Raw genomic sequence first — 25,144 nt, 5'->3', positions numbered from 1 at the left:
AGTTGCAAGGTGACCGTACCGCAAACCGACACAGGTGGGCTGGTGTCAAAGCACCAAGGCGCTTGAGAGAACCCAGCAGAAGGAACTCGGCAAATTGACACCGTAACTTCGGGAGAAGGTGTGCCCCTGAGCGTGTAAGGGCTTGCCCCTGAAGCGCTTGGGGGTCGCAGAGAATCGGGGGCTGCGACTGTTTAATAAAAACACAGCACTCTGCAAACACGGAAGTGGACGTATAGGGTGTGACGCCTGCCCGGTGCCGGAAGGTTAAGTGATGGGGTGCAAGCTCCTGATCGAAGCCCCGGTAAACGGCGGCCGTAACTATAACGGTCCTAAGGTAGCGAAATTCCTTGTCGGGTAAGTTCCGACCTGCACGAATGGCGTAACGGTGGCCCCACTGTCTCCTGCTGGGACTCAGCGAAATTGAAGTGGTTGTGAAGATGCAATCTACCCGCGGCTAGACGGAAAGACCCCATGAACCTTTACTGCAGCTTTGCATTGGACTTTGATGTGGCCTGTGTAGGATAGGTGGGAGGCAAAGAAGCCGAGGCGCCAGCTTCGGTGGAGCCGTCCTTGAAATACCACCCTGGCCCCATCGAGGTTCTAACCGCGGTGGGTGCATCCCCACCCGGGACCGTGCATGGCAGGCAGTTTGACTGGGGCGGTCTCCTCCCAAAAGGTAACGGAGGAGCACGAAGGTACGCTTAGCGCGGTCGGAAATCGCGCTGTACGTGCAAGGGCATAAGCGTGCTTGACTGCAAGGCCCACAAGCCAAGCAGGTGCGAAAGCAGGTCCTAGTGATCCGGTGGTCCCGCATGGAAGGGCCATCGCTCAACGGATAAAAGGTACTCTGGGGATAACAGGCTGATACCGCCCAAGAGTTCACATCGACGGCGGTGTTTGGCACCTCGATGTCGGCTCATCTCATCCTGGGGCTGTAGTCGGTCCCAAGGGTATGGCTGTTCGCCATTTAAAGAGGTACGTGAGCTGGGTTTAAAACGTCGTGAGACAGTTTGGTCCCTATCTGCCGTGGGCGTAGGAAGTTTGAGGGGAGCTGCTCCTAGTACGAGAGGACCGGAGTGGACGCACCTCTGGTGTACCGGTTGTCACGCCAGTGGCACCGCCGGGTAGCTAAGTGCGGAAGAGATAAGCGCTGAAAGCATCTAAGCGCGAAACTCACCCCAAGATGAGACTTCCCGATCAGGGCCGTGGAAGACCACCACGTTGATAGGCGGCATGTGTAAGCGCTGCAAGGCGTTGAGCTGAGCCGTACTAATTGCCCGACCGGCTTGATCCTATGGCCGTAACGCCACATAAACCCACACACACATCACCCAAAACGCACCCCCTACCTAAAACCCACACGCCGTTCCAAAGCGTCACACCAGCTTCGAGTCTGACGACCATAGCGCCTTGGCACCACGCCTTCCCATCCCGAACAGGACCGTGAAACAAGGCAGCGCCGATGATACTGAGGAACACTCCTCGGGAAAGTAGGTCATCGTCAGACTCAACCCAACAACCCAAACCAGTCAAACCCAAACACCAAACGCCCATCCCAAAAGATGGGCGTTTGACGTTTACGCTTCGTGGGCCGGAAAGCCTTCACGTATAATTCATCGCGGTTTTCTTTTTGTTGTGAGGGGCTGCTCCCTATTTGGGTCGGTGGCGTTTCTTTTTTCCTCTCCGGAGCTATGCTCGAAACTGGTGTACGGAGTGATTGAAAAGGGCGGCGTACTCTGCTGAAATCGGTTTTACCGAACTGATGAACAGCAAAGGAGCACGCCACCATGAGTAAAGATAACATCGTTTCTTTGTTGATGCCAGGGGGTATCGAGGACTCGTTGACGGAGTTGCTGCGCAATGGCGCCAGGCGACTGATTCAGCAAGCGATCGAGGCGGAGCTGGCCGAGATGCTGGCAAAGTATGAGGGGCAGACAGACGAACAGGGGCGCCGTGCGGTGGTTCGCAATGGTTATCTGCCGGAGCGGGAAATTCTGACCGGCGTAGGACCGGTAACGGTGAAGGTGCCGAAGGTGCGCAGCCGTGGGAAGGAATCGGTGGTATTTCGCTCCTCACTGGTGCCGCCGTATGTGCGCAAGGCCCGTCGGGTGGAGGCCGCTCTGCCGTGGCTCTACCTGAAGGGCATCTCGACCGGCCAGATGAAAGAGGCCCTGGAGGTGCTCGTCGGCCCCGAGGCAAAAGGGCTGTCTGCTTCGGTGATTGGCCGCCTGAAACGGGAGTGGGAAGCGGAATATACCGAATGGTGCCAGCGGGACATGAGAGGGGTGCGCTGGGTTTATTGGTGGGCAGACGCCATCTACAGCGGCCTGAGGGCCGAGGGCCAGAAGCTGTGCGCCCTGGTGATCATCGGCGTCAACGAATGGGGCGAGAAACATTTTCTGACCATCGAGGATGGCATTCGGGAATCGACCCAGAGCTGGCGGGAGGTGCTGCTGGGGCTGAAGCAGCGCGGCCTTGATGTGCCGCCGAAACTGGCAGTAGGCGACGGCGCCTTGGGCTTCTGGGCGGCGCTCGAGGAAGTGTATCCCGAAACCCGTCACCAGCGCTGCTGGGTGCACAAGACGGCCAACGTACTGAACTACCTGCCCAAAGCCGTTCAGCCCAAGGTCAAGAAAGCCTTGCAGGAGATCTGGATGGCCGAAGACCGGGCATCAGCCCACAAGGCCTTCGACCATTTCGTTGCGACATACCAAGCCAAATACGCGAAGGCGGTGACCTGCCTGGAAAAGGACCGGGAGGCCCTTCTGGCCTTCTACGACTTTCCGGCCGAACACTGGGTGCATATTCGCACGACCAATCCCATTGAGTCGGCCTTTGCCACGATTCGCCACCGGAGTGACCAGGCCAAAGGCTGCGTGAGCCGAAACACCCTGCTGGCAACGTTGTACAAACTGGGAATGAGCGCACAGAAACGCTGGCGGCGGATACGAGGGTTCAACTACCTTGCCAAGGTTGTCGAAGGAGTAAAGTTCAGGGACGGAGTGGAAGTCAATGACAAACGCGAAACCGACGAAAGCAGGAACGCCGCCTGATCAGGTCATACACCAGATTTGACTATAGCTCTCCTCTCCGCTTTCGTGCGAAAATCCTTGCATTGGAGCGCGAAGCAGAGAGTCATGGGCTCTTTACGGTTCGATTACGACATCATCGTTCATGGTGGGGGTTTGGCCGGTTCATCACTGGCGTTGGCGCTGGGGCGCGCGGGCTGGCGCGTCTTGTCGATCGAACCCAACCCGCCAACGCCGGAACCGATTCAAGATCCCGACCAGTGGCAAACGCGTATTTACGCGTTTGCGCCTCGTCCTTGGGGTTGGTTGGCCGGGCTACAGGTTTTTGTTCCCGAGCAAAGGTTCCAGCCCGTGACCCGCATGGTGGTGAAGGGCGACGCAGCGGGGCGAATCGTCTTTGCTGCAGACGAGGTCCCGCTTCCCTATCTGGCGGTTATCGCCGAAGCAGAAACGGTGCGCACCGCACTTTGGACGGCGCTCCATGCGTGCGCGACGGTCGATTGCGTGACCGAAGCAGCGGCCTCATTGCGCGCTTGTGCCGTGGATTGGGAGGGGGTGACCGTCGAAGCGCACGATGGCCGGAATTGGCGGGCGCGTTTGCTGGTTGGTGCCGAAGGTCGGCGCTCGTGGGTGCGGCACGTAGCAGGCATTCGCGCCGAGATCCATCCCTATCACCATCACGCGGTGGTGGCCAATTTCGAAACCGAAAAGGGGCACGACCAAACGGCGTTTCAGTGGTTCCGCGAGGATGGGGTTTTGGCTTATCTGCCACTGCCCGGGAATCGGGTTTCGATCGTTTGGTCTACGTCCCCATCGCATGCCGAGGCACTGCTGGCGATGGATGCCGCCACGTTGGCATCGACGGTTGCCGAAGCAGGGGAACGGGTGTTGGGGCGGCTCTCTTTGCGCACGCCCCCCCAAGCGTTTCCGCTATCCTTGTTACGGTGTGAGCGCGTCGTGGGGAAACGCACCGTGGTGATCGGCGACGCCGCGCATGGCATTCATCCGCTTTCCGGGCACGGGATCAATCTGGGGTTCAACGACGCGGCCGAACTGGCGGCCTTGTTGGGATCGCCCGAAAGTGGGAAAGATCCTGGGGATCCGGTATTATTGGCGCGGTATGAACGGCGGCGTTTCGAAGAGCCGTTTTTGCTTCAGACGGTGACGGACGCGTTGGCGAAAGGGTTCGCTTGGGATAACCCGTTGCTGCGTTGGACGCGCAATTGCGGTATGTCGTTGGTAGATCATCTGCCGTTCGTGAAAAGGCGGTTGGTCCGGTACGCGACGCTGGCGCAGTAAAGACGAAAGGGTGTTGAGAATGACGAGAAGCCGTGGTGTGATGAAAAGGGTACTGTTCTTGGGTTTGCTCTGCCTTGGGTTTCACGCGATGGCGTTCGCCGAAACAGCCGAGGAAGCGAACGTACAGCAATCGATCAATGCCCTGTTGGGCGGGGATGCGGTGCGCTCGGTCCGCGCGGCTCCAATGCCTGGGCTTTACGAGGTAGTGCTGAAGAGCGGCGAACTGGTGTACACCAACACTGAGGTGAGCCACATTGTCGTGGGTTCGATCATCGACGCCAAAACCCGGGTGAATCTCACCGAAAAGCGGCTAGACGAATTGTCCCGTATCGATTTTTCCGCGTTGCCGCTCAAAGACGCGATCGTGATCAAAAAAGGCGACGGGTCGCGCGTCTTTGCTTCGTTCGAAGACCCCAACTGCGGCTTTTGTAAGCGCCTTGCGAAAGCGCTGCAACAGGTGGACAATACGACGCAGTACCTGTTCCTTTACCCCATTCTGGGACCTGATTCAGAGGAAAAAGCCAAGCGCATCCTCTGTTCCGACGATCCGGCCAAAACGTGGCAAAGCTGGATGGTCGAAGGAAAAACGCCGCCTGCGGCACCAGCGTCGTGCGATACGAGTGCAATCGAGCGCAACGTCGCGCTGGGGAAACAGTTGGGAATTGGCGGCACGCCTACGCTCTTTTTGCGCGATGGCTCCCGCATTGGGGGGTTTTTGCCTGCCGAGAAATTGGAAGAGCGGTTGCGCGCCGTTCGATGAGCGAGGGCTTTGCATGCTCTTGATGATCGACAATTACGACAGTTTCACCTGGAACCTCGTCCAATATTTCGGCGAGTTGGGGGTTTTCGTCAAAGTGGTGCGCAACGACGATATCACCGTTTCCGAGATCGCAGCGTTGCAGCCCACTTATCTGGTGATTTCGCCGGGCCCGTGTTCGCCGACAGAAGCGGGGGTGAGTGTAGCCGCGATTCGCGCGTTTGCGGGCAAAATTCCGATCCTAGGGGTTTGTTTGGGGCACCAAGCCATTGCCGAAGCGTTCGGTGGCCGCGTGGTGCATGCCAAGCGCATCATGCATGGGAAGACTGCGCCGGTCTATCACGAAGGGGCCGGCGTTTTTGCGGGGTTACCCAACCCGGTGGTATGTACCCGCTACCACTCGTTGGCGGTATCGCGCGAAGACTTGCCCTCTGAACTCGAGGTGACGGCGTGGACCGAGGATGGTGAGATCATGGGGTTGCGCCATCGCACGCTGGCGGTGGAAGGGGTGCAGTTCCATCCGGAATCGATTTTGACGCAGCACGGCCATGCGATGCTCAAGAATTTTTTGGTTCAGCACGCGCCGCGTGCCGATGTGGCGTGACCTAGGAGGGGAGGGAAAGCGATGATCACTGCCCAGCAGGCACTGCAACGTTTGATCGAACACCGTGAAATTTTTCACGACGAGATGCTCTCGCTCATGCGTCAGATCATGGCCGGAGAGGTTTCGCCGGTGATGACTGCGGCGATTCTGACTGGTCTGCGGGTGAAGAAAGAGACGATCGGCGAAATTGCGGCGGCAGCGCAAGTGATGCGCGAACTGGCTACACGCGTAGTGGTGCCGGGACCGCACGACCATCTGCTCGACGTCGTGGGAACGGGGGGCGATGGCGCGCATACCTTCAACATTTCCACGACCACGGCATTCGTCGCCGCCGCTGGCGGGGCGAAAGTGGCGAAGCACGGTAACCGCTCCGTTTCGTCGAAATCGGGCAGTGCCGACGTGCTCGAAGCGCTCGGCGCACGCGTTGATCTCTCCCCCGAAGCCGTGGCCCAATGTATTGCGGAAGCCGGCGTCGGCTTTATGTTCGCGCCGCTGCACCATTTGGCGATGAAGAATGTGATGCCGGTTCGGAAAGAGATGGGGGTGCGCACGATTTTCAATATCCTCGGCCCCCTCACCAACCCAGCCGGGGCGCCCAATAGCCTCTTGGGGGTATTCCATCCCGATCTGGTCGGGATTTGTGTGCGGGTGATGGAGCGGCTGGGAGCACGCCACGTCTTGGTCGTCTATGGCCTCGATGGACTCGACGAGGTGACGCTGGGTGCGGAAACCTTGGTGGGCGAACTCAAGGATGGCAAGATTCGGGAGTATCGCATCCACCCCGAAGATTTTGGCCTGGCGATGGCGTCGAGCCGCCATTTCCAAGTGGACGACGCGACGACGTCAGCGGCGATCGTGCGTCAGGTGTTGGCGGACGAACCGGGGCCGGCGCGTGATATCGTCGTCTTGAACGCGGGGGTTGCCCTCTATGCGGCGAATCGTGTCGAATCGATTGCGCATGGGGTCGAATTGGCACGTGAGCTGATTGCCAATGGTGCCGCGCGTGCCAGGTTGGAGGCGTTCGTCCAGGCGACGAACCGCTTGGCGGATGCCGCAGAAAAAGGGCAACCGTGAACGAATCGGTCAAAGCGACCGCGGTCACGACGCTGTGAGCAAGGGGGAACGCGAGTGGGGGCATCTATTCCCGATATTCTGGCGGCAATCCTGACAACCAAAAAAGAAGAGGTGGCGGCGGGGCGTGCGCGGCAACCCGATGCGGTGGTGCGTGCCGCCGCGGAAAAGCGATTGCATTCCGACCCACCGCGCGGCTTTGCTCAGGCGTTGCAGCGTAAGCGCGCGGAACAGGTGCCGGGGGTCATTGCCGAAGTGAAGCGCGCGAGCCCTTCGAAAGGGGTTTTGCGCGACCCGTTCGATCCGGTAGCGATCGCGAAAAGTTACGAAGCGGGGGGCGCTGCGTGTCTTTCGGTTTTGACTGACGTGCACTATTTTCAAGGCAGCAACGCCTTTTTGCAGGCAGCTCGTGGGGCCGTTTCGCTTCCTGTATTGCGCAAAGATTTCCTGATCGACCCGTGGCAGGTTTGGGAAGCGGCTGCGATCGGTGCCGACGCGATTTTGTTGATCGTCGCGGCGCTTGACGATGCGCGTCTGCGGGACTTGACCGCGCTGGCAACGGAATTGGGACTCGACGTCCTGGTCGAAGTCCACGACGCAGAGGAGTTCGAACGGGCGCTGATGTTGCCTACACCGCTCATCGGGGTCAACAACCGCAACCTGCGAACCTTTGCCGTTTCGCTCGAAACGACCTTGTCCTTGTTGCCGCACTACCCAGACGATCGCTTGCCGATTGCCGAATCGGGGATCTTGACGCGCGTCGATGTCGAACGACTCTGGGAGGCTGGTGTTCCCGCTTTTCTGGTCGGCGAAGCGTTCATGCGTGCGCCCGAACCCGGAGCGGCACTGACCGCGCTCTTTGCGTCGGTGGGATTGTCGCCCCAGCAATCGGAGGCGTGATGACGGCGGAGGCAGCCACTGCCGCGGTGTCCGTTTCCCCGCAGTGGCTCGCCTTGCGTCTGGGCGAGCATTTTCCCGAATTGCCACCGGAAACCGTTCGCTGGGACAGTGCGACTGCAGCGCGTATCTTGGCGCTGTGGCACGCGCGGTATGCGAACCAGGAGGATTCGGCGGCGACGGTGGCCGGTGCTTGGGTGGTTGCTGTTGCCTGGGCCGTGGGGTATCCGTTGGAGACGTCGTTTTGGACGCTCTGGTTGCCTAAGGTCATTGCTGAGGGGCAGCAGCACGACGGCGTGGTCACCGGGGAAGTCGCAGCTGCGCTCGCGTTATACCTTGCCGGTGACGGGGCTTGGCCACTGGATGCCCGCGTGGAATGTCTGATGGCGGTGTTGGCGCTGCACGGTGTGACCGCCCGACTGCTCCCCGCCGCACCGGATACGGCGCAGGCCGATGGTGGAGAGCCCGCGCAACTTCCCTTTTGGGGCATTGCGACGGAGCCGACGGTGCAGTTGGTTCGCCGGGGAACGGTGTCAAGAGCGTGCCAGACGCTCTTCTGGCTCGATTTCTCTGCGCTGGAGCGCCAAGTCGATCGGTTGGTCAAACGTTGGTTACAAGCACCCCACCAAACGCAATCGCAGCAGCTCATTTGGCTCCTGCTTGCTTTCGCAGAGCGGCTGGGGCTGGCGGGGCGACGCGTCCGCCGGCAACCCTGCCATTGCGACGCCAAAGTGGTGGTCGGGTGGGAGGCCATCGCGGCGTTGGCAAGCGGTGCGCCTGTGGCCTGGCAAGGGGCCGAGATCGTCGAGCTTTCCGATTTGGTTTTGGGCGCACGGCTTCGCTTCACGGCATCGGTTTCGGTGCGGGACGGTGAAATCGTCGCGGTGCGATTTACTGCAGAGCACGTGAGCGTCTCCATTGCGACCCAGTGGTGGTTGGGGGTGGTCCGCTGGCAACGAACCGCAGCAACGGCACGGATCGTTGGCCTTCAGATCCTGGCGCCGATCGAGGCGGCGACCGCGATCCTATCCCTTGCGCCCGAAGCGAAGCGGGGGACGCGACAGCTCGGGATCGTGTTGAAGCGCTGGTTGCCGTACTTTCCGCAACCGGTGTTGGTGCTGCGTCGCTTGGAGCGGTTGTCGGGCGCCTGGTGGTTGGTCCGCGAACCCGAGCGCTTTCAGGTGAGCGTCGAGCGTTTTCAGCCGGGGCGCATTCGGTTGGTGACGCCACACGTGACGGTGACCGAAATTTGGCCAAAGGAGGCGTGATGTCGCAACGTTGGGCAGCGATCGCGACGACGCTGGCATTTTTGCTCGCGGTTTTGGCGGTGGCCTGGGAAAGCGTGCTCGCTCCGCTGCGACCGGGTGGTTCTTGGCTGGTGCTCAAAGCGGTGCCGTTGGCGCTGCTGCTTCCCGGACTGTGGCGTGGACGGCTACGGACATACCAGTGGACGGCGCTGTGGTGCAGTTTCTACCTGTTGGAAGGGAGCGCACGCCTCTTCGATCCCGCGCCCGTTCGCTGGCTGGCGGGCGTAGAGGCGGCGCTTGCGCTGCTCCTTTTTGCGGCGGTGGTCCGCTATGCGCGGTTTTTCCCCCGCCGCCGACGGCACGCTTCGTCTACACCTGAGGACTGATGCGCGCGCGGTTTGCCAACAATTTGTTGAGCGCGTTCAAGTAGGCCTTGACCGATGCGACGATGATGTCGGTGTCTGCTCCTTGACCGTTCACGATTCGTCCCTCTTTGCTGAGCCGGACGGTGACTTCTCCTTGCGCATCGGTGCCCTGGGTGATCGCATTCACCGAGTAAAGGAGCAATTCGGCGCCGCTCTGAACCAGTTTCTCGATCGCTTGGAACGCAGCGTCTACGGGACCAGAACCTTCGCTTTCCACGGTCTGCTCTTCGCCGTCGATGGCAATCACCAAGCGCGCTTTCGGGGTCTCTCCCGTTTCGCTGTGGAAGCAACTGGAGACGAGACGGTAACGTTCGACTTCATGACCACCGGAAACGCCTTCGTCGCTCATCAACGCGATGAGGTCTTCGTCGAAGATTTCGTGCTTCTTGTCGGCCAGTTCCTTGAAGCGGGCAAACGCTTGATTGAGCTGCTCTTCGCTTTCGAACGTGATGCCGAGTTCTGCCAACCGGGTTCTGAAGGCGTTGCGCCCCGAGTGTTTGCCGAGCACGATCTTGTTGGTGGTCCAGCCGACGTCTTCGGCGCGCATGATTTCGTAGGTTTCACGGTGCTTCAACACGCCATCCTGGTGAATGCCCGATTCGTGCGCGAACGCGTTCGCGCCAACGATCGCTTTGTTGGGTTGTACCGGGAAGCCGGTGATTTGCGAAACCAATTTCGACGCGGGGACGATCTGGCGGGTGTCGATACGCGTATCGCACGGGAAGACGTCTTGTCGGGTGCGTACCGCCATCACGATCTCTTCAAGCGCCGCGTTGCCCGCGCGCTCTCCCAGACCATTGATGGTGCACTCTACCTGACGGGCGCCGGCGAGCACCGCAGCCAATGAATTGGCGACCGCAAGGCCCAGGTCGTTGTGGCAGTGCACGGACCAGATCACCTTGTCGGAGTTGGGGATGCGTTCGATGAGCGTACGAATCCGTTCTCCGAACTGGTGGGGCAACGCGTAACCGACGGTATCGGGAACGTTGATCGTGGTCGCGCCCGCGTCGATCACGGCTTCGAAGATGCGGCAAAGGAAGTCGATCTCGGAGCGGCCGGCGTCTTCGGCGGAGAATTCGACGTCATCGGTATAGCGTCGCGCCCAACCGATCGCTTTCACGGCTTGTTCGAGCACCTGATCCGGGGACATGCGGAGCTTTTTCTCCATATGGATCGGGCTGGTGGCGATGAAGGTATGGATGCGCTTACGTTCTGCGGGTGCGATCGCTTCGCCGGCCGCAGCGATATCCTTTTCGTTCGCACGCGCCAAGGAACAGACCGTGCTCTCTTTGATCGCATGCGCCACGGCCTGCACGGCGGCGAAATCACCGGGGCTTGCTGCGGCGAAGCCCGCTTCGATCACATCGACGCGCAACCGTTCGAGTTGTTTCGCAATTCGGACCTTTTCCTCTTGCGTCATCGAAGCGCCAGGACTCTGCTCGCCGTCGCGCAACGTGGTATCGAAAATGATCAACGACTCTTTCATGGCTTCCTCGCAAAAATGACGGTTGTAGGGTCTCTTGCCCCTAGGGCGAAGGGATTGGGATAAGGGGGGAGTGGGTGAGTTCGTCAGCGCGCAAGGCGCAGCAGAGGACCGAGCAGAAGCCCTGCCCGAAGGAGAATGTTTCGCGTGCGAGAGGGAATCGATGCACAAGCCATGGCGTAAATCTACCCACCTTTTTCGTTTTTGACAAGGGGGTGCCTTTTTTTCCACCAGCGCCACAGCGCGAGGAAGTAACCGCTCAGCGCGTAAGCAAGCGTCAACGCGAAGAGTACGCCGGGGGGGTAAAACGAGATGAACGCGAACACCAACGCCAGCCCGGCTGCGGCCAGGAACGGAACGGAGCGGCGTAGATCGATCGATTTCCCGCTCCAGAACAGAATGTTGCTTACCATGCTGAGGCCCGCGAACAGGGTGAGCACGCCACACCAAACTGCGGTGGTGGTGGGGTTCCAGGCAAGGTCGTGCGCCAGCCAGACGAAGCTTGCGACGAGCGCTGCGGCGGAAGGGCTGGGCAATCCTTGGAAGTAGTTCTTACCGACGACCGTTTGATTGACGTTGAAGCGCGCCAAACGCAGCGCCGCCGCTGCACAGTAGACGAACGCGAGGATCCACCCCGGTTTGCCCAAGGAGTTGAGCGCGGTGGCCAGCGCGAGGACGGCCGGAGCAACCCCAAACGAGACCATATCGGAAAGCGAATCGTATTCCGCGCCGAACGCGCTTTGGGTGTGGGTGAGCCGCGCCAGACGACCGTCGAGTCCGTCGAAGAGGATCGCGATAAAGATCGCGATCGCGGCTGCCGCCAGATCGCCATGCCACGACTGGACCACCGAATAGAAGCCGAAAAAGAGCGCAGCGGTGGTCATCAAGTTGGGCAGGAGGTAGATCGCCCGCCGCGGGTGATTCGGAGTCTCCTCGTCCGGTATCTCGTCAACTGGGTTGGTCATGGTTTTTCGGGTGCTTCCGGCAAAAGGGCGAGAATGGTCGAGGTGGCTTTCACCTTCTCCCCAATGGTGACACACACCTGGCTTTCCGGTGGCAGGTAGAGGTCGACGCGCGAACCGAAGCGGATGAAGCCATACCGTTCACCCCGCGCCAGATGTTGGCCAGGTTCCACAGTGCAGAGGATACGGCGGGCGATGAGGCCAGCCACTTGCACGCAGGTCAGTTCGTGTCCGTCGTCGGTTTTGAAGTGAAGCGCGTTGCGTTCGTTTTCGACACTGGCTTTGTCAAGCGCTGCGTTGAGAAATTTGCCGGGGTGGTACCAGCGGTTGAGCACGGTGCCGTCCACGGGGCTTCGGTTCGAATGGACGTTGAAGACGTTCATGAAGACGCTGACTTTGAGCGCCGGGCATTTGCGCCACGGGTCGGTGGTTGCTTCGATCGCGACGATGCGGCCATCTGCCGGGGAAAGGACGGCGTTCGGCGTATCTGGGATGGGGCGCGCCGGGTCACGGAAAAATTGCACGACGAAGAGAAAGAGCGCCCAAAAGGGGAGCGACCCGGCTTCCCACCACGCCGTGGTGACGAGCGCCACCACACCCGTGAGGGCGATGAAGGGCCAACCTTCACGTGCCAGGATGGGGTGAGGATAAGGGTTTTGTGCCATGAGTGAAGGATAGGTCTTGGGAGTAACTTGTGCTATTTTACTCGGAAAGTGTTCGAGAGGAGCGGATGGGATGCGCCTAGGAATTCGCGGATGGATTGCAGTTGGCTTGTTCGCTACGGCTACGTTGGCACAGGCCGCAGGCGGTGCTGCTTGGGGTTACCACGGTAAGCTCGGGCCCGAGCGGTGGGGGAAACTCTCCAAGGAGTATTTGCTTTGCGAGATTGGAAAGAATCAGTCGCCGATCGATATCGACCGCGTTCGGGTGTTGCGCACCGACCTGCGCCCGATCCAGTTCCAGTACGAAGCACCTTTGCCTTTGACGGTGGTCGATAACGGTCATACGATCGTTTTACCGGTGCCAGAAGGCAAATGGACCCTCACCGCAGAGGGTGAGACCTTTTCGTTGATCAACGTTCATTTCCATTCGCCCAGCGAACATGCGGACAACGGCAACCGCTATCCGCTCGAAGCCCACTTCGTGCATCGCAACGCCAAAGGCGCGCTTGCGGTAGTCGGGGTTTGGTTCCAAAGTGGCGACGAGAATCCGGTATTGGCGCAGATCTTGCGGTGGGCGCCAGAGCCGACCGAGGGTGCGCACGATGCGCGGCATGTGCGCCGCAAAGGGCATCAGGAGCGCAAACGGATCAGTAACGAAACGGTTGATCTGCGCGCGTTACTGCCGCGCAGTGAAGGGTTTTTCCGTTACAACGGCTCCTTGACGACGCCGCCGTGCTCCGAAGGGGTGCGGTGGTACGTGATGCAAGAGCCCATCACGGCGAGCGAGCCGCAGTTGCAGCGGCTGCGCGCGCTCCTCAACGAGAACGCGCGCCCGGTGCAACCGCTCAACGCCCGCCGGGTTCTGGAGTGACGCGATACGGGGTCACATCCCTTGGTAGATCGGACCCTCGCCCCCTTGAGGGGTCACCCAGTTGATGTTCTGGGTGGGGTCCTTGATGTCACACGTCTTGCAGTGGACGCAGTTCTGCGCGTTGATCTGTAAGCGCGGCTGGGCGTCCGTTTCGACGATTTCATAGACACCCGCGGGGCAGTAACGGGTTTCCGGTGACGCATAGACGTTGAAATTGACGGCGATCGCCTTCTCTGGTTCACGCAGTTGCAAATGGCACGGCTGGTCTTCGTCGTGGTTGGTATTGGAGAGGAAGACCGACGAGAGGCGATCGAAGGTGATCTTGCCGTCGGGTTTGGGATAGGCGATCGGGTGAAACGTGTTTGCCGGTTTGAGCGCTTCGTGGTCGGCTTGTGCGTGGTGTAGGGTCCACGGCGCTTTGCCTCGGAACACCATCTGGTCGATCCCAAAGAGCAGCGACCCAAGGTAAAGACCTTTGTGCATCAGGGGTTTGAAATTGCGGGCGCGATACAGCTCTTCCTTCATCCAGCTGGTTTCGAAAGCGGTTGGGTAGGCGGTGAGTTCGTCGTGCGCGCGCCCAGCTGCGAGCGCGTCGGCGATGGCTTCGGCTGCGAGCATCCCCGACTTGATCGCGGTGTGGAGCCCTTTGATGCGTGAGGCATTGAGAAAGCCCGCGTCGTCTCCGATAAGCGCGCCGCCTGGGAAGACCAGTTTCGGGAGCGACTGGATTCCGCCTGCGGTCAATGCCCGCGCTCCGTACGCGAGGCGTTCCCCGCCTTCGAGCATCGGTCGAATCGCGGGGTGGGTCTTGAAACGCTGGAACTCTTCGAACGGAGAGAGGTACGGGTTCTGGTAGTCGAGACCGACGACGAAGCCGATCGCGACCAGATCCTCTTCCAGGTGGTAGCAGAACGACCCACCGTAGGTGTGGGGGTCGAGCGGCCAGCCCGCGGTGTGCATCACGAGGCCCGCTTGGTGTTGCTCTTTGGGAATGCGCCAGAGCTCTTTGATCCCGATGCCATATTTCTGCGGGTCTTTCCCATCGCGGAGCCGGTAATGGGCTTCGAGTTGCTTGCCGAGATGCCCGCGGCACCCCTCGGCAAAGAGGGTATAACGGGCCATGATCGCGATTCCCGGTTGGTAGTTGGGCCCTGGGGTTCCGTCTTTCTGGACCCCCATGTCGCCGGTAACCACCCCGATCACACGGTCGTTGTCGTCGAAAAGCATCTCAGCCGCGGCAAAGCCAGGGAAGATCTCGACGCCGAGCGCTTCGGCTTGTTCGCCCAGCCATTTGACCAAAAACCCGGCGCGAACGATGGTGTTGCCGTGGTTTTGAAAGCACACGGGCAGGAGAAAATTGGGGGTTTTGAACGCACGCTGCTCGGTGAGGAACAAGAAGCGATCTTCGGTGACGGGCGTCCCGATGGGGGCGCCGCGTTCGCGGTAATCGGGAATGAGTTCCGCAAGCGCGCGGGCGTCGAATACCGCGCCCGAAAGAGTGTGCGCGCCGACTTCGGCCCCCTTTTCCAGCACGCAGATCGACCAATCCTCGCCGCGTTCGTTCGCGAGCTGCTTCAGCCGGATCGCCGCGGCAAGCCCAGCAGGGCCCGCGCCGACGATGACGACGTCGAACTCCATCGTTTCGCGTTCCATCTTTACGCTCCTTACGCTACAATCTGTTCCATACGCTAGCGTATGTTGGCAAAAAAGCGTTCGAATGACAAGGGGGTAATCGACAATGAGCGAGGTAACTGCGCCCCAAGCGGGGGGTGGCCACAACCCGGAAGCCGCGGTGCGGCGGTTGGCGTGGGTGTCACGCATTCCGGTTCGTTGGGGGGATATGGATGCCTACGGGCATGTCAATAATACGGTCTATTTCCGATTCTACGAGCAGGCGCGTGTCGAATGGCTGGAGCACATCGGTTATCGTGTGCATCCCGAGGCCGAAGGGGCGCCGGTGATCATCAACGCCGAATGCACCTTTTTGCGTCCTGTGACCTACCCGGCGACGGTGGAGGTCAAGCTCTTTTTGGGAGAACCCGGGCGTTCGAGTGTGATGACGTGGTACGAATTGTGTTGTGTGGGTGAGGATCCTCTCTACGCCACGGGGTATGCCAAGATCGTTTGGTTCAATCCCCGCACCGGCCAATCGGTGCCGATTCCCGATGCGTTGCGGGAAAAATTGATTCATCCAGAATAAGATGAGGTAGGTTCGCAGACCAAAGGGGGAAATTCCATGAGCAAGGATGCAACCATGCTTTGGGCGCCAAGCCCGGAACGGGTGCAACACGCGCAGATCACGGCGTTTGCACATCGTGCCGAGCGTCGCTGGGGCGTGAATCTGCCGGACTATCGTGCGCTGCACCAATGGAGCATCGAGCACCCTGAAGCGTTCTGGGCGCAAGTATGGGACGATTGTGGGGTGATCGGCACACGGGGTGACGTGATCTTCGTCGAAGGGACGGAGATCACCGCTGCGCAGTGGTTTCCGGAAGCGCGGCTCAATTTCGCGGAAAATTTGCTGCGCCGCCGCGACGATACCCCCGCCCTCATCTTTTGGGGCGAAGACAAACAGACCCTGCGCTTCACTTGGGCGGAACTCTATCGGGCGGTTGCGCAGTGTGCCGCGGCGTTGGCGAAAGCCGGGGTTGGGCGTGGAGACCGTGTTGCCGCGTATATGCCCAACCATCCGCATACGGTAGTGGCGATGCTCGCCGCGACGAGCCTGGGTGCGATCTTCACTTCGGCGTCACCCGATTTCGGCGTCCAGGGGGTGCTCGACCGTTTTGGTCAGACCGAACCCAAGGTGCTCTTCACCGTCGACGGCTATTGGTACAACGGTAAAGCGATCGACATCCGTGCCAAAGTGGCCGAGGTCGCCGAGCGGCTTCCCAGTGTCGAACGGGTGGTGGTAACCCCCTACCTGAGCGTCTCCGGGGGGTTGCCAGCGGCAGAATTCGACGGGTCGCTGTCGTCGATTCCCCGTGCCGTTTCGTGGGCGAATTGGTTGACGCCACATGAGGCGGTGCGTGAAATCGCGTTCGTCCGGTTGCCGTTCGACCATCCGCTTTACATTTTGTACTCTTCGGGCACCACAGGTGTGCCCAAATGTATCGTCCATCGCGCCGGGGGGGTATTGCTCCAACACCTGAAGGAGCATCGGTTGCATACCGACGTTCGCTCGGGTGACCGCCTGTTCTACTTCACCACCTGCGGCTGGATGATGTGGAACTGGTTGGTGAGCGGCTTGGCGAGCGAAGCGACGTTGCTCCTTTATGACGGCTCGCCCTTTGCGCGCGAAGGGCGGATTCTCTTCGATCTGGCCGACGCCGAGGGAATGACCCAATTCGGCACGTCGGCGAAATTCTTGGATGCCGCGGCGAAGCAGGGGCTTGCACCGATCGAGACCCATTCGCTTTCGTCGGTGCGTACCGTGTTGTCTACCGGGAGCCCGCTGGCGCCTGAAGGGTTTGATTACGTCTATGAACGCATCAAAACCGATGTCTGTCTGAGTTCGATTTCGGGCGGCACCGATATCTGCTCCTGCTTCGTCCTGGGGAACCCAACGCTTCCGGTCTATCGTGGCGAGATCCAGTGCAAGGGGCTGGGGATGGCGGTCGCGGTCTTCGACGAACAGGGTAATCCGGTGGTCGGAGCGAAAGGGGAGCTGGTATGCACTCGGCCATTTCCAGCAATGCCGCTCGGATTTTGGCACGACCCCGACGGCAAGCGCTACCGCGCGGCTTATTTCGAACGGTTCCCGGGGGTCTGGACCCACGGCGATTATGCCGAAGAGACGCCACGTGGCGGTTTCATCATCTACGGGCGGTCGGACGCCACGCTCAATCCGGGCGGGGTGCGGATCGGTACCGCGGAGATCTACCGTCAAGTCGAAAAGCTTGACGAAGTGGTCGAATCGTTGGTGATCGGCCAGCGGTGGGGCAACGACGAGCGGGTGGTGCTCTTCGTGCGGTTGCGGGACGGCCTAACCATGGACGACGCCCTTGTCCAGAAAATCAAAGAGACGATCCGTGTGAACACCACGCCGCGACACGTACCGGCGAAAGTGGTTCAGGTTCCCGATATCCCGCGCACCAAAAGCGGCAAGATCGTCGAGATCGCGGTTCGTCAGGTGGTGCATGGCGAAGCGGTGAAGAATGTCGAGGCGCTGGCCAACCCCGAAGCGCTCGAATACTTCCGCAACCGGCCGGAGCTCGCCACCTGAGTTTCGGGTAGAATAGCGCTTTTCGCGAGCGCCTATTCGCTATGACCAAGTATGTGTTCGTCACCGGCGGCGTCGTCTCCTCACTGGGTAAGGGGATCGCCGCCGCTTCACTTGGCGCGATTTTGGAATCGCGCGGGATTCGTGTCACCCATCTCAAACTCGACCCGTACATCAACGTCGACCCTGGCACGATGAGCCCGTTCCAGCACGGCGAGGTCTTTGTCACCGAAGACGGTGCGGAGACCGACCTCGACCTGGGGCACTACGAGCGCTTTACGAGCGCTAAGATGAGCCGGCGGAACAACTTCACTACCGGGCAAATTTATGAGTCGGTGATTCGCAAAGAGCGGCGCGGGGAGTACCTGGGCAAAACCGTTCAGGTGATCCCGCATATTACCGATGAGATCAAGCTCTACATTCGTCGCGGTGCCGAAGGTGCCGACGTCGCGATCGTCGAGGTTGGGGGAACCGTCGGCGACATCGAGTCGCTCCCTTTTCTGGAGGCGATTCGCCAGATGGGGCAAGAGCTCGGGCCGCAAGGGGCGTGCTACATCCATTTGACGCTGCTGCCCTTCATTCCGACGGCGGGTGAGCTCAAAACCAAACCGACGCAACACTCGGTGAAAGAGTTGCGGGAGATCGGTATTCAGCCCGATATTTTGTTGTGCCGTGCGGACCGGGAAATCCCGGAAGCGGAGCGGCGCAAAATCGCGCTCTTTTGCAACGTCCGCCCAGAAGCGGTGATCGAGGCGCGCGACGCCGACACCATCTACCGCATTCCGTTGTTGCTCCACGAGCAGATGCTCGACGAGATCGTCTGCCACAAACTCGGAATTTTGGCGCGGCCTGCCAATCTGCGCATCTGGCAAGAGATTGTCGATGCGCTCAACCATCCGCAGACTGAGATCGATTTGGGGTTCGTGGGAAAATATGTCGATCTCACCGAATCGTACAAATCGCTCATCGAAGCGCTCAACCATGCCGGTTTGAAAGCGCGCTGCCGGATCAACATCCACTATATCGATGCCGAAGATCTCGAAGCACCAGGTGGGGAAGCGATCCTGAAGCAGCTCGACGCGATCCTCGTTCCCGGTGGGTTTGGCCGGCGGGGCACCGAAGGCAAGATTCGCGCCATCCAATTCGCGCGCGAGCAGCAGATTCCGTATCTGGGCATTTGCTTGGGGATGCAGTTGGCGGTGGTCGAGTTTGCGCGCCACGTTGTGGGATGGCAAGACGCCCACTCGACCGAATTCGATCCCGATACGGCGCATCCGGTGGTGGGGTTGATCACCGAATGGCAGGATCGCTCGGGGCAGGTGATCCGCCGCAGTGCGGACGCCGATCTGGGCGGTACGATGCGGCTTGGTGGCCAGCCGTGTCGCGTGGCGCCGGGGACGCTGGCGCACGAGATCTACGGCAAAGATGAGATCGTCGAGCGCCATCGCCACCGCTATGAGGTCAATAACCGACTGTTGCCGGAATTGGAACAGCACGGACTCGTCGTTTCGGGCCGTGCGCCGGGTACGGACCTGTGTGAGATCGTCGAGTTGCCCCGTTCGGTCCACCCGTGGTTTTTGGGGTGCCAATTCCATCCCGAATTCACCTCGAATCCCCGTACCGGACATCCGCTCTTTTCGTCGTTCGTCGCTGCGGCGCTCGCGGCGCGGGAACGGGCAGGACGTCCGGTTTTGCTCCCCAAGGAGGCGTGATGGGTGCGGCCGTGCCGGGAAAAAAAAGAGGGGCGATGATGAAACTCTGTGGCTTCGAGGTGGGGCTGGATCGCCCCTTTTTCCTGATTGCCGGGCCGTGCGTGATCGAGTCGCGGCAAATGGCGCTCGAAACCGCTTCGGCGATCAAGGCGATCACCGATCGCCTGGGGGTTCCGTTCATCTATAAATCGAGTTACGACAAGGCGAACCGCACCTCGGTCGCGTCGTTTCGTGGTCTGGGTATGGCCAAAGGGCTCGAGATCCTAGCCGAAGTGCGCGAGACCGTCGGCGTTCCCGTGCTCACCGACGTCCATACGGAGCGTGAGGTCGTGCCGGTTGCCGAAGTGGTCGACGTGTTGCAAACGCCCGCATTCCTCTGCCGCCAAACCGACTTCATTCAGGCGGTTGCCGCAAGCGGCAAACCGGTGAACATCAAAAAAGGGCAATTCTTGGCCCCGGAGGATATGCGCCACGTTGTCGCGAAAGCCAAAGCGGCCAATGGCGGTGCCGATACGATCCTGGTCTGTGAGCGCGGCGTTTCGTTCGGATACCACAATTTGGTGGTCGATATGCGCGGCCTCGCGATCATGCGCGAGACCGGTTGCCCAGTGGTGTTCGACGCCACGCATTCGGTCCAACTGCCCGGCGGGGGAGACGGGCGGTCGAGCGGCCGCCGCGAGTTCGTCCCGGTTTTGGCGCGCGCCGCGATCGCTGCGGGGGTGGCCGGGCTCTTCATGGAGTGCCATCCTGACCCCGACAAGGCCCTTTCCGACGGGCCGAACGCTTGGCCCATTCCGCGGCTCGAGGCGTTGCTGTCGACGTTGGTCGAGCTCGATCGAGTGGTGAAGCGCAGCCCCTTCCTCGAAAACGAGTGGTTACTTCGCTGAAAGGAGCCGAACATGGCGAAAGGGTATGTGGTTGTGGTGGCGCGCCGTGCCGACAATGACGCGCTTGCGCGTTATCGCGAACTCTCTGCGCAGGCGGTGGCCGAACATGGAGGGCGTTTCCTCGTGCGGGGTGGCCGCTTCGAGGTGCTGGAGGGCGCCTGGCAGCCGGTGCGCGTCGTCGTCGTCGAATTTCCCTCTTATGACGCGGCGAAAGCGTTTTACGATTCCGAAACCTACCGACAAGCGCGTGCCGCCCGCGAAGGAGTTGCGGAGTACGACATGCTCGTCGTCGAAGGGCTTGCGTAAGGCGCGGTCGGAACGAATACAGAGTAAAGGAGTGAAACCATGGCAGCAATCGTAGATATCGTTGCCCGCGAGGTGCTCGATTCACGCGGCAACCCCACGGTCGAGGCAGACGTGTTGCTCGAATCGGGCGTCCTCGGGCGGGCAGCGGTTCCTTCCGGGGCGTCGACCGGTTCTCGGGAAGCACTCGAATTGCGGGATGGCGATCCCAACCGCTATTTGGGCAAAGGGGTACTCAAAGCGGTCGAAAACGTCAATACCGAAATTTGCGAAGCCCTGTTGGGTCTCGACGCCGACGACCAGGCGCTCATCGACAAGACGATGATCGAGCTCGACGGCACCGAGGACAAATCGCGCTTGGGTGCGAACGCGATCCTGGCGGTGTCGCTCGCGGTGGCGAAGGCCGCCGCGGAAGAGGCGCGACTGCCGCTCTACCGCTACCTGGGCGGCAGCGGCCTCAAAGCGATGCCGGTACCGATGATGAACGTGATCAACGGCGGTGCGCACGCCAACAACAGCCTCGATATTCAAGAGTGCATGATCATGCCCGTGGGCGCGTCGACCTTCCGTGACGCGTTGCGCTGCGGTGCCGAAGTGTTCCACCACTTGAAGAAAATCATCGACAAACGCGGCATGCCCACGACGGTGGGGGACGAAGGCGGGTTTGCGCCCAACGTGAAAAACACCGAAGAGGCGTTGAACCTGATTCTCGAAGCGGTTGCCGCGGCAGGGTATGAACCCGGACGTGACGTGGTATTGGCGCTCGACTGCGCAAGCTCCGAGTTCTACCGCGACGGTCAATACGTCCTCGAAGGGGAGGGACTCACGCTTACTTCGGAAGCGTTTGCCGACTACCTGGCGACCCTGGTGGACAAATTCCCGATCGTTTCGATCGAGGATGGCATGGCCGAAGGCGATTGGGCCGGGTGGAAGCTCTTGACCGAACGGTTGGGGCAGAAGGTGCAACTGGTTGGCGATGATCTCTTCGTTACCAACACCAAAATCTTGGAAAAAGGAATCCAAGAAGGCATAGCCAATTCGATCCTGATCAAGATCAACCAGATCGGGACGCTTACCGAAACCTTCGCTGCGGTGGAAATGGCGAAACGCGCGGGCTATACCGCGGTGGTTTCGCACCGTTCGGGCGAGACCGAAGACGCGACGATCGCCGATATCGCGGTTGGGTTGTCGACGATGCAGATCAAGACCGGTTCGCTTTCCCGTTCCGACCGACTGGCGAAATACAACCAGCTGCTGCGCATCGAGGAGGATTTGGGCGATACGGCCCACTATCCCGGTATCGCCGCGTTCTATAACCTGCGTCGCGGCTGAGTCTTGTTGCGGCGTCGTCGCACGCGGAGTGTCACGCGATGGTCACGGCGCTGCGGCGGTTGGCGATCCTCCTCCTGGTACTGGGGTTGCAATACCAGCTCTGGTTCGGCGAAGGGGGGATCGTCGCGCGGCAACGTCTGGAAGCGAAAGTGGCCGAGCTGCGTGCGCAGAACGCCGCGCTCGAAGCCCGCAACGAGCGGCTGCGCGAGGTGATTCGGCAATTGGAAACCGGCGGCGAGGCGCTCGAAGAGACCGTTCGCCGCCAATACAACTGGATTCGCAGCGACGAACTCCTTTTCATGGTGCCGGAGCACGCCAGCCGCCCATGAAGAAGGTGCTTACAAGTTAGTCGATGCGGCGCAGGAACCGGCGGTAGCGGCGCGCCGCGTCGATGTAGTGCTGCGCGTTTTGGCGCAACGCGGCAACCTCTTCGTCGCTCAACGTGCGCACCACCCGGCCGGGGGAGCCCACGACCAGGCTGCGGTCGGGGATGACTTTGCGCTCGGGAATGAGCGCATTGGCGCCAATGATGCACTCTTTGCCGATCACCGCGTGGTTGAGGATCACCGCGTTGATCCCGATCAAGGTGCCGTCACCGATCGTGCACCCGTGCAGCATCGCCATGTGGCCGACGGTGACATGGGCTCCGATCGTGAGCGGTACGCCTTCGTCGTTGTGCAGGATCGCGCCGTCTTGGATGTTCGTACCCGCCCCGATCGTGATTGGTTCGTTGTCACCGCGAACCACCGCATTGAACCAGATCGAGACGTCCGGGCCCATCCGAACGTCACCGATCACTTCGGCGCTCTCGGCAATCCAGACGCCTTCCGATAAAATGGGTCTCTTGTCGTCGAGGGCAAAACAGGCCATTGTCACGCTCTCATTTTTTCTGAAACGCGTTTCATTATCCCATGAAACCGCGTTCGTGTTGAAAGTTGCGCATCCTTATGCTTGCTTATCGTCATGCGTTTCATGCAGGGAATCCCGGTGACCTGCTCAAACATTAGGTGTTGAGCGAAGCGCTCGCGCTGCTCAACCAAAAAGAGAAGCCGTGGTGTGCGTTCGATACCCACGCGGGGGCTGGCGTCTATGCGCTGACGCAGCGCATTGGCGGTCGACTTCCGGAAGAGTGGCGCGACGGGGTCGGTCGCTTTTGGGCGGCGCAGGCAGAGGCCCCTGCGGCGTTTGCCACGTTTCGGTCCATTTTGAATGCATTCAATCCCGATGGCACGATGACGGTTTATCCCGGGTCGCCCGCGATCGCGCGCTTCTTGATGCGCGCCGATCTTCCCGATCGACTCTATTGCTTCGAGCGCCACCCCACCGACGGCGAAGCGTTGCGGCAGCTCTTTGCGCGTGACCCCAGGGTGAGCGTTACGCTTGCCGACGGATGGCAAGCAGCGGTCAAACGGATGCCGCCCCCCGTGCGGCGCGGGATCGTTTTCGTCGACCCTTCGTACGAAGGGGCGAAGGACTATGGTGCCGTCGTGCCGTTCGTTCGTGAGGTGCGGCGTCGGTTTCCGCAAGCAGTGGTGATGGTGTGGTACCCATTGCTCAAGCGGTACGAAGTCCCGATTTTGGTGCGGCGGTTGCGCAATGTGCTGCCGGAGGACCACCTGTGGGTGGAGCTTGCGGTCACGGCGCCACCGAAAAGCGGGTGGGGGATGTATGGAAGTGGGCTGGTGGTCCTGCAACCCCCCCTCTGTGTCAGAATAGTTGTCGTCTCGATAGATCCTGAAACCAGAGGGCGACAAAGGAAGAACGAAGTGGCCAGATACGGACAGTCCTTCAAGGACAGGGCGGTTGCACGGCTGTTGCCGCCAGAAAGTGTCGCGGTGCAGACGCTGGCGCGAGAGCTGAGCATTTCAGCTGCGACGCTAGCGCGCTGGCGAGCCGAGGCGCTCTCCCAGCCCGTTGGCGAGCGGGGCTGGAGTGCGGGGGCCCGATTCGAAGCGGTGCTCTCGACCGCCGCGATGGACGAGGCGAGCAAAGGGGCCTGGTGCCGCGAGCATGGCGTGTATCCCCAGACGCTCGAGCAATGGCGCACCGCCGCCCTGCAGGCGCTCGATGAGCCCGAGGAAGTCGCACGGCAGGCTCTGCGGGAGAAGAAGGCCGAGCGGGGTCGCATCAAGGAACTCGAGCGCGACCTGCGCCGCAAGGAAAAGGCGCTGGCCGAAGCGGCAGCGTTGCTGGTGCTATCAAAAAAGCTCGAAGCGATCTTCCCCAAGGACGAGGACGCATGATCGGCCTGGAAGATCGCCAAACACTGGTCCGACACATCGATGAGGCACACGCAGCCGGCGCGCGCCTACGCCCGGCCTGCGAGGTCGCAGGCATGACGCTGCGCACCCTGCAGCGCTGGAAAGCGCAGGAAGGACTGCGCCAGGGGGACCGCAGGCCCCTGGCAAAGCGTGCGCAGCCGGCGCATGCGCTCAGCGACGAAGAACGGGCGAGGATCCAGGCGTTGGCCAACGAGCCCCGTTTCGCCGACCAACCCCCGGCGCGCATCGTCCCCACGCTGGCCGACGAGGGCGTCTATCTTGCCAGCGAATCGAGCTTTCAGCGCGTGCTGCGTGCCCACGGACAAACCCGTCACCGTGGGCGCAGCCGTGCGCCGCAGCGCACGCGAGCGCCGACGACGCACGTAGCCAGCGCCCCCGGACAAGTGTGGTGCTGGGACATGACCTACCTGCCCACCCACGTGAAGGGGCAGTGGTTCTACCTGTATCTGATCATGGATCTGTACAGCCGCAAGATCGTCGGCTGGGAGATTCATGCCACCGATGAGGCAGAACACGCGGTGAGCCTGCTCAAGCGCACCGCGTTGGCCGAAGGCCTCCACGCCCTGCCGGAAAAACCCGTGCTGCACGGCGACAACGGCAGCACGCTCAAGGCCACCACGGTGTTGGCGATGCTGCACTGGCTGGGGATCAAGCCCTCATACTCTCGCCCCAGGGTGTCCGACGACAACGCCTTCGTCGAATCGCTCTTCAAAACGGCGAAGTACCGCCCCGAATTCCCGGCGCGCGGCTTTGCCAGCCTGGACGAAGCCCGCCAGTGGGGACAGCACTTCGTGCACTGGTACAACGTCGAGCACCGCCACAGCGGCCTGCGCTACGTCACCCCCGCCCAACGGCATGCCGGGGAAGACCATGCGATCCTGGCGGCACGGCACCAGACCTATCTTCAAGCCCGCGAACGTCACCCGGCGCGCTGGTCCGGGCAGACACGGGACTGGACACCGATCGGGGCCGTCACGCTCAACCCGGAACGGGACAGCGTCGTTCGGGACTCTACCCAAGCTGAAATAGAAGGCAGGTGATTGCATGAATCAGGCGACAACTATCTTGACTTGTTCCGCCCCCTTATGGGCTTCATGAG

Annotated in this window: 22 protein-coding genes, 2 rRNA genes and 1 pseudogene (1 of these 25 running past the window's edge); 20 read left to right on the top strand and 5 right to left on the bottom strand. The window is 60.9% G+C overall.

Features of this window, described 5'->3' with window-relative positions; translation table 11 throughout:
* The 10 genes from ACYQ4Z_RS07040 to ACYQ4Z_RS06995 all read left to right on the top strand — a co-directional run.
* Window positions 1-1,294 (top strand): 23S ribosomal RNA (locus tag ACYQ4Z_RS07040) (it extends 1,580 nt beyond the left edge of the window).
* A gap of 98 nt (window positions 1,295-1,392) precedes the next feature.
* Window positions 1,393-1,507, top strand: a 5S ribosomal RNA gene (gene rrf / locus ACYQ4Z_RS07035).
* A 280-nt stretch (window positions 1,508-1,787) separates the two neighbouring features.
* Window positions 1,788-3,053: an IS256 family transposase gene (locus ACYQ4Z_RS07030; protein WP_287683922.1), complete on the top strand. Its 1,266-nt coding sequence runs from the start codon at window positions 1,788-1,790 to the stop codon at window positions 3,051-3,053.
* A gap of 84 nt (window positions 3,054-3,137) precedes the next feature.
* Window positions 3,138-4,328 (top strand): FAD-dependent monooxygenase, encoded by a 1,191-nt coding sequence (locus ACYQ4Z_RS07025; protein ID WP_459860445.1) that lies wholly within the window; start codon window positions 3,138-3,140, stop codon window positions 4,326-4,328.
* Between the two features lie 40 nt (window positions 4,329-4,368).
* Window positions 4,369-5,088, top strand: a complete 720-nt coding sequence (locus ACYQ4Z_RS07020; RefSeq protein ID WP_197713643.1) for a DsbC family protein — start codon at window positions 4,369-4,371, stop codon at window positions 5,086-5,088.
* Window positions 5,089-5,101: 13 nt separating this feature from the next.
* Window positions 5,102-5,689, top strand: a complete 588-nt coding sequence (locus ACYQ4Z_RS07015) for an anthranilate synthase component II (RefSeq protein ID WP_459860443.1) — start codon at window positions 5,102-5,104, stop codon at window positions 5,687-5,689.
* Window positions 5,690-5,710: 21 nt separating this feature from the next.
* A complete protein-coding gene (trpD, locus tag ACYQ4Z_RS07010; protein WP_119335551.1) occupies window positions 5,711-6,763 on the top strand; it encodes an anthranilate phosphoribosyltransferase in 1,053 nt (350 codons plus the stop codon).
* 54 nt (window positions 6,764-6,817) lie between these two features.
* Window positions 6,818-7,660, top strand: coding sequence for an indole-3-glycerol phosphate synthase TrpC (gene trpC, locus ACYQ4Z_RS07005; protein ID WP_219972707.1), 843 nt, complete (start codon window positions 6,818-6,820; stop codon window positions 7,658-7,660).
* Window positions 7,660-8,925 carry a hypothetical protein gene (locus tag ACYQ4Z_RS07000; RefSeq protein ID WP_459860441.1) on the top strand — a complete coding sequence of 422 codons (1,266 nt, stop codon included), beginning with the start codon at window positions 7,660-7,662 and terminating at the stop codon, window positions 8,923-8,925. The genes trpC and ACYQ4Z_RS07000 overlap by 1 nt, the downstream gene beginning before the upstream one ends.
* Window positions 8,925-9,290: a DUF2069 domain-containing protein gene (locus tag ACYQ4Z_RS06995; RefSeq protein ID WP_459860440.1), complete on the top strand. Its 366-nt coding sequence runs from the start codon at window positions 8,925-8,927 to the stop codon at window positions 9,288-9,290. The genes ACYQ4Z_RS07000 and ACYQ4Z_RS06995 overlap by 1 nt, the downstream gene beginning before the upstream one ends.
* On the opposite strand, the gene ACYQ4Z_RS06990 is transcribed toward ACYQ4Z_RS06995, so the two are convergent.
* The 3 genes from ACYQ4Z_RS06990 to ACYQ4Z_RS06980 form a co-directional block, all read right to left on the bottom strand.
* Window positions 9,274-10,815: a 2-isopropylmalate synthase gene (locus ACYQ4Z_RS06990; protein WP_459860439.1), complete on the bottom strand. Its 1,542-nt coding sequence runs from the start codon at window positions 10,813-10,815 to the stop codon at window positions 9,274-9,276. The genes ACYQ4Z_RS06995 and ACYQ4Z_RS06990 overlap by 17 nt on opposite strands.
* Window positions 10,816-10,997: 182 nt before the next feature.
* The gene (pssA, locus tag ACYQ4Z_RS06985) at window positions 10,998-11,777 is read right to left on the bottom strand and encodes a CDP-diacylglycerol--serine O-phosphatidyltransferase (protein WP_119335547.1); all 780 of its coding nucleotides are present in this window, start codon (window positions 11,775-11,777) and stop codon (window positions 10,998-11,000) included.
* Window positions 11,774-12,439: a phosphatidylserine decarboxylase gene (locus ACYQ4Z_RS06980; RefSeq protein WP_459860438.1), complete on the bottom strand. Its 666-nt coding sequence runs from the start codon at window positions 12,437-12,439 to the stop codon at window positions 11,774-11,776. The genes pssA and ACYQ4Z_RS06980 overlap by 4 nt, the downstream gene beginning before the upstream one ends.
* Window positions 12,440-12,509: 70 nt before the next feature.
* On the opposite strand from ACYQ4Z_RS06980, the gene ACYQ4Z_RS06975 reads away from it, so the two are divergent.
* Window positions 12,510-13,307: a carbonic anhydrase gene (locus ACYQ4Z_RS06975; protein ID WP_119335545.1), complete on the top strand. Its 798-nt coding sequence runs from the start codon at window positions 12,510-12,512 to the stop codon at window positions 13,305-13,307.
* Window positions 13,308-13,319: 12 nt separating this feature from the next.
* Here the strand turns inward: ACYQ4Z_RS06975 and ACYQ4Z_RS06970 are convergent, their stop codons facing one another.
* Window positions 13,320-14,960 carry an electron transfer flavoprotein-ubiquinone oxidoreductase gene (locus ACYQ4Z_RS06970; RefSeq protein WP_459860437.1) on the bottom strand — a complete coding sequence of 547 codons (1,641 nt, stop codon included), beginning with the start codon at window positions 14,958-14,960 and terminating at the stop codon, window positions 13,320-13,322.
* Between the two features lie 85 nt (window positions 14,961-15,045).
* On the opposite strand from ACYQ4Z_RS06970, the gene ACYQ4Z_RS06965 reads away from it, so the two are divergent.
* The 7 genes from ACYQ4Z_RS06965 to ACYQ4Z_RS06935 are packed head-to-tail and all read left to right on the top strand — an operon-like array spanning window position 15,046 to window position 22,092.
* Window positions 15,046-15,507 carry an acyl-CoA thioesterase gene (locus ACYQ4Z_RS06965; protein ID WP_119335543.1) on the top strand — a complete coding sequence of 154 codons (462 nt, stop codon included), beginning with the start codon at window positions 15,046-15,048 and terminating at the stop codon, window positions 15,505-15,507.
* A 36-nt stretch (window positions 15,508-15,543) separates the two neighbouring features.
* Window positions 15,544-17,532 (top strand): acetoacetate--CoA ligase, encoded by a 1,989-nt coding sequence (locus tag ACYQ4Z_RS06960; protein WP_219972712.1) that lies wholly within the window; start codon window positions 15,544-15,546, stop codon window positions 17,530-17,532.
* 41 nt (window positions 17,533-17,573) lie between these two features.
* Window positions 17,574-19,241 carry a CTP synthase gene (gene pyrG, locus ACYQ4Z_RS06955; protein ID WP_219972714.1) on the top strand — a complete coding sequence of 556 codons (1,668 nt, stop codon included), beginning with the start codon at window positions 17,574-17,576 and terminating at the stop codon, window positions 19,239-19,241.
* A 38-nt stretch (window positions 19,242-19,279) separates the two neighbouring features.
* Complete coding sequence (gene kdsA, locus ACYQ4Z_RS06950; RefSeq protein WP_119335540.1) at window positions 19,280-20,128, top strand: 3-deoxy-8-phosphooctulonate synthase; 849 nt, start codon at window positions 19,280-19,282, stop codon at window positions 20,126-20,128.
* Window positions 20,129-20,140: 12 nt separating this feature from the next.
* A complete protein-coding gene (locus tag ACYQ4Z_RS06945; RefSeq protein ID WP_119335539.1) occupies window positions 20,141-20,434 on the top strand; it encodes a DUF1330 domain-containing protein in 294 nt (97 codons plus the stop codon).
* A gap of 39 nt (window positions 20,435-20,473) precedes the next feature.
* On the top strand, window positions 20,474-21,763 hold the full coding sequence (eno, locus tag ACYQ4Z_RS06940; RefSeq protein WP_119335538.1) for a phosphopyruvate hydratase: 1,290 nt from the start codon (window positions 20,474-20,476) through the stop codon (window positions 21,761-21,763).
* A 38-nt stretch (window positions 21,764-21,801) separates the two neighbouring features.
* Window positions 21,802-22,092 carry an FtsB family cell division protein gene (locus tag ACYQ4Z_RS06935; RefSeq protein ID WP_119335537.1) on the top strand — a complete coding sequence of 97 codons (291 nt, stop codon included), beginning with the start codon at window positions 21,802-21,804 and terminating at the stop codon, window positions 22,090-22,092.
* 16 nt (window positions 22,093-22,108) lie between these two features.
* Here the strand turns inward: ACYQ4Z_RS06935 and ACYQ4Z_RS06930 are convergent, their stop codons facing one another.
* A complete protein-coding gene (locus tag ACYQ4Z_RS06930; protein ID WP_459860432.1) occupies window positions 22,109-22,633 on the bottom strand; it encodes a gamma carbonic anhydrase family protein in 525 nt (174 codons plus the stop codon).
* A gap of 137 nt (window positions 22,634-22,770) precedes the next feature.
* Here ACYQ4Z_RS06930 and rlmJ point away from each other — a divergent pair.
* Window positions 22,771-23,463: pseudogene (rlmJ, locus tag ACYQ4Z_RS06925) on the top strand (23S rRNA (adenine(2030)-N(6))-methyltransferase RlmJ); the annotation flags it as partial.
* Between the two features lie 66 nt (window positions 23,464-23,529).
* Window positions 23,530-25,085, top strand: a protein-coding gene (locus ACYQ4Z_RS06920) for an IS3 family transposase (protein WP_088178290.1) whose coding sequence is annotated in 2 segments (ribosomal slippage) — window positions 23,530-23,962 and window positions 23,962-25,085 — 1,557 coding nt in all. Because the reading frame shifts where the segments join, the coding sequence is not laid out codon by codon here.
* Window positions 25,086-25,144 lie beyond the last annotated feature (59 nt).

The organism is Hydrogenophilus hirschii, from assembly GCF_054656675.1.
The sequence above is the reverse complement of the archived record's forward strand: the minus strand, read 5'-3'. Positions and strand labels throughout refer to the sequence as shown.

Excerpts from the sequence above, each read along its gene's own strand:
- ACYQ4Z_RS07030 (WP_287683922.1), top strand. The coding sequence starts at position 1,788 with ATGAGTAAAGATAACATCGTTTCTTTGTTGATGCCAGGGGGTATCGAG.
- ACYQ4Z_RS07025 (WP_459860445.1), top strand. The coding sequence starts at position 3,138 with ATGGGCTCTTTACGGTTCGATTACGACATCATCGTTCATGGTGGGGGT.
- ACYQ4Z_RS07020 (WP_197713643.1), top strand. The coding sequence starts at position 4,369 with ATGAAAAGGGTACTGTTCTTGGGTTTGCTCTGCCTTGGGTTTCACGCG.
- ACYQ4Z_RS07015 (WP_459860443.1), top strand. The coding sequence starts at position 5,102 with ATGCTCTTGATGATCGACAATTACGACAGTTTCACCTGGAACCTCGTC.
- trpD (WP_119335551.1), top strand. The coding sequence starts at position 5,711 with ATGATCACTGCCCAGCAGGCACTGCAACGTTTGATCGAACACCGTGAA.
- ACYQ4Z_RS07000 (WP_459860441.1), top strand. The coding sequence starts at position 7,660 with ATGACGGCGGAGGCAGCCACTGCCGCGGTGTCCGTTTCCCCGCAGTGG.
- ACYQ4Z_RS06995 (WP_459860440.1), top strand. The coding sequence starts at position 8,925 with ATGTCGCAACGTTGGGCAGCGATCGCGACGACGCTGGCATTTTTGCTC.
- ACYQ4Z_RS06990 (WP_459860439.1), bottom strand. The coding sequence starts at position 10,815 with ATGAAAGAGTCGTTGATCATTTTCGATACCACGTTGCGCGACGGCGAG.
- pssA (WP_119335547.1), bottom strand. The coding sequence starts at position 11,777 with ATGACCAACCCAGTTGACGAGATACCGGACGAGGAGACTCCGAATCAC.
- ACYQ4Z_RS06980 (WP_459860438.1), bottom strand. The coding sequence starts at position 12,439 with ATGGCACAAAACCCTTATCCTCACCCCATCCTGGCACGTGAAGGTTGG.
- ACYQ4Z_RS06975 (WP_119335545.1), top strand. The coding sequence starts at position 12,510 with ATGCGCCTAGGAATTCGCGGATGGATTGCAGTTGGCTTGTTCGCTACG.
- ACYQ4Z_RS06970 (WP_459860437.1), bottom strand. The coding sequence starts at position 14,960 with ATGGAACGCGAAACGATGGAGTTCGACGTCGTCATCGTCGGCGCGGGC.
- ACYQ4Z_RS06965 (WP_119335543.1), top strand. The coding sequence starts at position 15,046 with ATGAGCGAGGTAACTGCGCCCCAAGCGGGGGGTGGCCACAACCCGGAA.
- ACYQ4Z_RS06960 (WP_219972712.1), top strand. The coding sequence starts at position 15,544 with ATGAGCAAGGATGCAACCATGCTTTGGGCGCCAAGCCCGGAACGGGTG.
- pyrG (WP_219972714.1), top strand. The coding sequence starts at position 17,574 with ATGACCAAGTATGTGTTCGTCACCGGCGGCGTCGTCTCCTCACTGGGT.
- kdsA (WP_119335540.1), top strand. The coding sequence starts at position 19,280 with ATGAAACTCTGTGGCTTCGAGGTGGGGCTGGATCGCCCCTTTTTCCTG.
- ACYQ4Z_RS06945 (WP_119335539.1), top strand. The coding sequence starts at position 20,141 with ATGGCGAAAGGGTATGTGGTTGTGGTGGCGCGCCGTGCCGACAATGAC.
- eno (WP_119335538.1), top strand. The coding sequence starts at position 20,474 with ATGGCAGCAATCGTAGATATCGTTGCCCGCGAGGTGCTCGATTCACGC.
- ACYQ4Z_RS06935 (WP_119335537.1), top strand. The coding sequence starts at position 21,802 with ATGGTCACGGCGCTGCGGCGGTTGGCGATCCTCCTCCTGGTACTGGGG.
- ACYQ4Z_RS06930 (WP_459860432.1), bottom strand. The coding sequence starts at position 22,633 with ATGGCCTGTTTTGCCCTCGACGACAAGAGACCCATTTTATCGGAAGGC.